We start from the raw sequence: 1,518 nt of genomic DNA, 5'->3' as shown, positions 1-1,518 counted from the left end.
AGCCAATGACCTTCATGCCTTTGGCTTTCGCAATTTGGGTTACAGTAGAGCCAACTGCGCCGGCTGCGGCCGACACGAAGATAACTTCGCCCGGCTTGGCTTCAGCTACCTTCAGCAGGCCAAACCACGCAGTTCCACCCGGCATGCCGATAATGCTGAGCCAATGTTGGTCGGGTACGCCGATATCGGGCAACTTTACAGGCGGCATGCCTGCAGGAGGCGTTTTGCCGCCGCCGAAAACCGCAGTGTCACGCCAGCCAGCCATGTGCATGACCTTGGTACCCACGGGATATTCGGCATTGTTGCTTTCAGTCACGGTTCCTACGGCACCGCCAGTCATAGGCTCACCGAGCATGAAAGGATCGGCATAGCTTTTTGCATCATTCATCCGCCCACGCATATAGGGGTCAACCGACAGCCAGCTATTGGTGACGCGAAACTCGTCCGCCCCCAACGCCGCATCCGTCTGGTCCAACAGAGCAAAATTGCTATCATTAGGCAGTCCTGCCGGGCGGCTCGTCAAGGTCCATGCGCGCATTATCGTGTCTCTCCATTGCTTTTTTAGTCTGCAGCATTTGCCGCAGCATTTTTATAAACAGGCCGTCCTGCGACCCATGTTTCCTTAACCACTGCATTACGCAGTTCGCGCGGGCTTGCAAGCAGCGGATCGACATCAATCAGGATGAAGTCGGCATAATGACCGGGGGTTAACGACCCGAACTTGCCCTCTGCAAACGCAGCATATGCCGCACCGGTGGTAAAACCCGCAAGTGCTTGTTCGCGCGTGACTCGTTCTTCCGGCCGCCAGCCGCCAAAGGGCTGGCCCGCAGCGTCCTCACGTGTCATCGCCGCGGCGAGCCCAGCAAAAGGATCCGCCGATTCAACCGGCACGTCCGAGCCAAAGGCAAGCTTCCCGCCCGCGCGGGCGATCGATTGCCACGCATATGCGCCTTTGAGCCGATCCTGACCAAGCCGCGCTTCGGCCATCAGCCGGTCGGACGTCTGATGCACTGGTTGCATCGACGAGATGATTCCATGCTTGCCAAGCCTTTGCAGGTCGGCGGGGTCGACAATCTGGACATGCTCGATGCGCCAACGTTGGTCGCCCTTATATGTCGTCGACAATTCGTCGATTGCGCCAATAACCTCGGCATTGGCGGCATCACCAATGGCGTGGATCGCGGTTTGAAACCCGTCCATCGACGCGCGGACCATGAGGTTGCGGATTTCGGCGCTCGCCAGAAACTGCAGTCCGGTTTGAGCCGGTGCATCTGCATATGGCTTTTTCAACCATGCGCCTCTGCTGCCCAAAGCGCCGTCAAGATAGAGCTTCACACCACCAAGCCGCAGCTTGTCATTATACAGCCATGGGCTTGGCCGCGGCCCGGCTATGGCAACCATATTGTCAATTCCGGCAGCATAGCCAAAAATGCGCACCGTCAACCAGCCAGCGTCGCCTGCACGGCGGTAGCTTTGCCAATCGTCCATGGTTGTGCCCATATCGGCAATCGCGGTGAT

Annotated in this window: 1 protein-coding gene and 1 pseudogene; both read right to left on the bottom strand. The window is 58.1% G+C overall.

The features are described 5' to 3' along the window. Positions 1 to 538 (bottom strand): annotated as a pseudogene (locus U1739_RS20935) (NADP-dependent oxidoreductase); the annotation flags it as partial. Between the two features lie 23 nt (positions 539 to 561). Beyond that, a partial coding sequence (locus tag U1739_RS20930) for an amidohydrolase (protein WP_332710551.1) occupies positions 562 to 1,518 on the bottom strand: 957 nt, incomplete at its 5' end.

The organism is Parasphingomonas puruogangriensis (genome assembly GCF_036663635.1).
In the GTDB taxonomy this organism is placed as follows: domain Bacteria; phylum Pseudomonadota; class Alphaproteobacteria; order Sphingomonadales; family Sphingomonadaceae; genus Sphingomonas.
This window is presented reverse-complemented; position numbering and strand designations above follow the sequence as displayed.